Genomic DNA, 5,274 nt, shown 5'->3' on the forward strand with positions numbered 1-5,274 from the left:
GATCTCGGCCAAGTCCTCGGCCAGATCGGCGAGCCTGGCGTCTGGGTTCAGTCGTTGCACCAGCTCGTCGGTAAGCGAACTGAGCGCGAGGATCTGCCACGGCCTGATCGCACCCATGGCGGTCAACGTACCGGAGGGTGTCAAGGTCAACGCACCCCACCGGCGCGTCGATTGACTTGGCTGCCGCCGCGCTCCTACGCTCACCGCTTCCCAGGTGTCTTTCGGTTACTCCGTAGCAAGCGCCGTCTGTTGCCCAGGTGAACGGGGAGTTCAACACGTGTACGCCGTCCTGGCTTGGTTCTCCGAACGCCGTGATCCGGTCGGGGCCGACGCCGCCCTGCACCGCTGGCGGACCGCGATAGATCCGCTGATCCCCGGCTCCTACGAGCGGCGGCGGCTCGGCGGCGGCGACTGGGGCCTGGAGGTGCTGCACACGCCGAACGCCGGGGCGTACCGCTGGCCGATCTTCGCGAAGGACGGCCCGGTGACCGCCGTGTCGATGGGCCTGCCGGTCGGCATGGACACCACCGGCGGCCCGATCGGCCTGGCCCGCCGCCTGCTCGCGGGCGAGGAGGTGCACGGCACCGTGGTGCCGCCGTTCACCATGCTGGCGGCCGAGGGCGGCGAGCGCTTCGCGATCCAGCAGGACTGGCTCGGCATGGGCCGGGTGTTCACCGGTACCGCCGACGGGATCACCGTGTTCTGCACCCGGCCCAGCCTGGTCGCCGAATTCCTGCACGGCCGCCGGGAGCCCGACGTCGACGGCTGGCTGGCGTACGCGGCCAGCGGCCAGTTCGGCGGGGACATGTCGCCGATCCGCGGGGTCCGGCTGATGTCGCCGGGCGAGCACGTCACCGGGCAGCGGCACCCGGACGGCGGCTGGCGGCTGACCTCACGGATCCGCCGGTCCGCCGACGACATCGTGGCCGAGGGGGTGGCCGCGCAGGAGCACGGCGTCGAGGCCGCCGTCGATCTCGCCGCGCAGAGCATGGTGTCCGTCGCGGACAGCATCTTCGACCTGTACGACGACGAGATCTCGATCGGGCTGTCCGGCGGCAAGGACTCCCGGGTCATCGCGGCGGCGTTCCTGGCCGCGGGCAAGCCGGTCAGCTTCAACACCAACGCGGACTTCGCCGTCGAGGCCGAGACCGCGCAGCGGCTGCTGGAGATCGTGCGGGACAGCCGGGGGTGGAAGCCCGAGCACCGGGTGTTCCTGGCCGGCAAGCCGGACAACGTGCTGGCCGAGGGCCTCTTCGAGCGGACCGCCCGGCTGCAGAGCCTGTACGACTTCCAGTTCCCGTCGAGCTACGTGCAGCGGCCGGCGACGCACCGGCAACTGGCCGCGAACCGGCCCGCCTCGATCAGCGGCGTCGGCGGCGAACTCGTGATCGGGTACTGGTATCCGCCCGACGAGAGCACCGACCTGGACATGGCCCTCGGCCGGCAGACCGCGATCGACCACCTGACGCGCAGCACCCCGCCGCACGCGATGGTCCCGGAGGCGCTCGCCCGGGAGCAGGAGCGGGTCGGCGCGATCGTCGATCACGGCGCGAGCCTGGGCCTGCGCGGCCAGGCGCTGGGCGACTACATCTATCTGGTCGAGCGCGACCGCCGCTGGTTCTCGCCCGCCTACCTGTACGGCGTCGTCTCGCCCTTCCTCGCCCCGGGGGTGGTGGCCGCGTCGTTCGCGCTGACCGGGGCCGAGAAGCGCCGCTGGGCGCTCCACCATGGACTGTTCGACCGGCTGGTGCCGGAGTGGTCCGGCGTCCCGTTCGTCCAGGGTTACGCTCCCGGCCCGAGCACCGCCGCCGCCGTGTGGGACGGCGACGGTGTCAAGACGATGAGCGACCTGCTCGACACCGCCGGCGGCCCGCTCACCGGCGTGATCCGCCCGGAGGCGGTCCGCAAGGCCCTCAAGCACTGCGTCGACGGTTCCAGCCCGGGCAAGCGGCACCCGCCGATGCTGCGCCAGTTCACCTACCTGGCGGTGGCCACCCACGCCCTGCTGCCGGGCGAGGTGCGCAGCACGCCACCCACCACGTACGCCCGGCTGACCGCGGCGCCGAAGAAGAAGGCGCCGCCGTCGCTGGTGCACCGGGTCGGCCGGCGGCTGGGCTTCTTCCACCGCACCGCGCTCGGCCGCCGGGTCTGGTCGGCGGTGCGCGCCCGCCTCCGCTGATCCCGGCCCGGGTTGTCGTCCGGCGGCGTCCACCGGGCGCCGCCGGTGCTACTGAGCCGGCGCCCGCCACCTGCCCCGATGCACCACGTCGTCCTTGGGACGCCGGCGGCCGCTCAGATCGCGGGGCGGCTCGTCGCTGTATCCGATGGAGACGGCGCCGATCGGGTTGAACTGCGGCGGCACCCCGAACTCCGCGCGGAACGTGTCGATCCGTTCGGCGGGGATGCCGAAGAAGCAGGCGCCCAGGCCGGCGTCGACCGCGGTCAGCAGCATCAGCAGCGCGGCGAAGCCCGTGTCGATGTCCCAGTACGGCGCCGGCCACCACGCGTCGGAGCGATCGGTGTGGCCCTTGTCCGCCTCGGCGTACCGGGAGAGGTAGGCGTCCTTGTTGGCGAGCGGAACGATCAGCAGCGGCGCCCGCACGTTCGCGGCGAACCAGCGCTCGGGCTCCTCGGCGGGCCGGGCCGCGGCCCGGAACAACTCGATGTCCGCGGGATCGTCCAGGACCAGGAAGCCCCAGCCCTGCGAGAAGCCGGCCGACGGCGCCCGCAGTCCGTTGTCGATGATGCGGTCGACGATCTCCGGCGGCACGGGCCGGTCGGGATCGTAGTTGCGGACCATGCGGCGTCGGCGCACGGCGTCCTGGAACTCCATTGCCGCAACGTACCCGATCTTCCGCCGGCAGGCAGCCGCTCAGCCGGCCGATGTCATTCGGGATAAGCCGGGGGAAATAGAGGATGAACAAATAAAATTGCTCGACAATTGCGGCGATGAATTACCTTGACCTCGTGTCAGTGGTATCAAAAGAAACACCCGCCCGCCTGCGATTGTGGTCCTTTGTGGTGATCGTCGCCGGCGTGGCACTGCTCGCCGCGACCAGCGTGATGATGTCCCGGGTCCAGGCGCAGGTGCGGACCATCGGCGGCGACGCGGCACCGCAGGCGGCGACCGCCGCGGACCTGTACTTCGCGCTCAGCGACATGGACGCCCAGGTCGCCCGCATGGTCCTGGTCGGCGACGCCGCCGAGTTGTCCGGCAGCCAGATCGACGCGCTCGGCACGTACCGTGGGCGCAGCCTTCAGGTGGACGCCGACCTGCAGCGTTCGCTGACCACCGCGACCGGCGCCGCCGAACGCGCCGTGGTGCTGGAGTTGCTCCACCACCTCGCCGTGTACCGCCAGTGGGTGTGGCAGACCCTCACCGCGCAGTCGCAGGCGCCGCCCGGACCGCCGGGCCGGCTGCCGCCCGATGCGCTCGGCTACTACACGCAGGCGACAAACGTGCTGCATCTCGACCTGCTTCCCGCCGCGCAGCGGCTCCGCGACGCCGGCGAGGCCCGCCTCGACCGGGCGTACGCGGACAAGCGCACCACCGAGATCATCGGCCTCGCCCTGGCCTCCGTCCTGGGCACCGGCCTGGTCGTGCTGCTCCTGGTCCTGCAGGTGTGGCTGGCCCGCCGCTTCCGCCGGGTGTTCAACCCGGCGCTGGCCGCGGCCACCGTGCTCACCCTGATCCTGATCGCCGCGGCCGGGTTCGTGTTCGTGACGCAGGAGCGGACGCTCGGCGCGGCCCGGGACGACAGCCTGCGGCCGTACCTCGCGCTGTCGCAGGCCCGGGCGCTCAGCTATGACGCCGCCGCGGACACCAGCCGCTACCTGGTCAGCGCCAACCTCGCCTACTACCGCGAGGATTTCACCCGCAAGTCGCAGTGCCTGGTCAGGGGCGGCGGGTGCGGCATCGCCGACGGCGGGCTCGCGAGGGTCGCGGCGGGGCGGGACGTCAGCCCGTACCGGTCGCGGCAGGTGGTCGACCGGTGGCAGGCGTACCGGCGCGGCCACGAGCGGATCGTCGCCCTGGCCGGCGCCGGGCGGACCGCGGCGGCGATCGACACCCTCACCGGCATCCGGCGCGGCGACGCGGCCTTCGACTTCTCCTACTTCGACGCCGCGGTCGACGAGATCGCCACCGCCCGCAGGCGGGACTTCGACGCGGCCGTGCGCGACTGCGAGCGGCTGCTGGCCGGGTGGACGGTCATCCCGATCCTGCTCGCCGGGCTGGTCATCCTGCTGGTGCCGCTCGGGGTGCGCAAGCGCCTGGCCGAGTACCGCTGAGAGGAACATCGTGAAGCTTCGACTGACCCTCGCGCTCGCGCTGACGCTCGGGCCGCTGACCGCCTGCGACGCGGCGGCCGGCGGCGGCGGCGAGGCCGTCTCGTGCGCGGCGGGCTCGATCCGGGCGCAGGGTTCGTCCGCGCAGGCGAACGCGGTCAGCTCCTGGATCAAGGACTACCAGGTCAACTGCCCCGAGGCGACCATCGCGTACGGGAGCAGCGGCTCCGGCGCCGGCGTGCGCGCCTTCATCGCCGGCGACGCCGCCTTCGCCGGTACCGACTCGTCGCTGAGCGCCGCCGAGCAGGCCGCCGCCGACGCCCGCTGCGGGTCCGGCCCGGCCGTGCACCTGCCGGCGGTGATCGGCCCGATCGCGCTGGTCTACAACGTCGCCGGCGCGGGCGACCTGCGGCTCGCCCCGGCCACCGTCGCCAAGGTGTTTGCCGGGGCGGTGACCACCTGGGACGATCCCGCGATCGCCGCGGACAACCCCGGCGCGGCGCTGCCCTCGACCACGATCCGCACGGTGCACCGCGGGGACGGCTCCGGCACCACGGACAACTTCACCGCCTTCCTAACCGCGGCAGCGGGCGCCGACTGGACCTTCGGCTCCAGCAGCGCCTGGCGGGCGCCGGGCGGCAGCGCGCAACGGGGCAGCAACGGCATCGCCACCGCCGTCGCCCGTACCGACGGGGCGATCGGCTACGTCGAGGCGTCCTACGCGCGGTTCCACAACCTGGCCACCGCCCGGATCGGCAACGGCGCGGGGGAGTTCGTCGCGCTGACCGACGACGCCGCGGCGCGTACGGTCGCCGACGCCGCGATCACGGGCCGCGGCGGCGACCTGCGGCTCACCGTCGACTACCGCAGCGCCGCCGCCGGGGCGTACCCGATCGTCCTGGTGACCTACGAGGTGGTCTGCGGCTCGGGCGCCGCGGAGCTGACCCGGAGCTTCCTCGCCTACGCCGTGAGCCCGGCGGGCCAGGC

General features: G+C 73.0%; 4 protein-coding genes. 3 read left to right on the top strand and 1 reads right to left on the bottom strand.

Annotated elements, in window-relative coordinates; all coding sequences use genetic code 11:
* Positions 1–277: 277 nt before the first annotated feature.
* The gene (locus tag AB0F10_RS43980; RefSeq protein ID WP_360640203.1) at positions 278–2,179 is read left to right on the top strand and encodes a hypothetical protein; all 1,902 of its coding nucleotides are present in this window, start codon (positions 278–280) and stop codon (positions 2,177–2,179) included.
* Positions 2,180–2,227: 48 nt separating this feature from the next.
* On the opposite strand, the gene AB0F10_RS43985 is transcribed toward AB0F10_RS43980, so the two are convergent.
* Positions 2,228–2,833 (bottom strand): nitroreductase family protein, encoded by a 606-nt coding sequence (locus AB0F10_RS43985; RefSeq protein ID WP_360640206.1) that lies wholly within the window; start codon positions 2,831–2,833, stop codon positions 2,228–2,230.
* Between the two features lie 134 nt (positions 2,834–2,967).
* On the opposite strand from AB0F10_RS43985, the gene AB0F10_RS43990 reads away from it, so the two are divergent.
* Positions 2,968–4,290 carry a hypothetical protein gene (locus AB0F10_RS43990; RefSeq protein ID WP_360640209.1) on the top strand — a complete coding sequence of 441 codons (1,323 nt, stop codon included), beginning with the start codon at positions 2,968–2,970 and terminating at the stop codon, positions 4,288–4,290.
* 10 nt (positions 4,291–4,300) lie between these two features.
* On the top strand, positions 4,301–5,274 hold a 974-nt coding region (pstS, locus tag AB0F10_RS43995), incomplete at its 3' end, for a phosphate ABC transporter substrate-binding protein PstS (protein ID WP_360640212.1).

The organism is Actinoplanes sp. NPDC026623, from assembly GCF_040638275.1.
Taxonomy (GTDB): domain Bacteria; phylum Actinomycetota; class Actinomycetes; order Mycobacteriales; family Micromonosporaceae; genus Actinoplanes.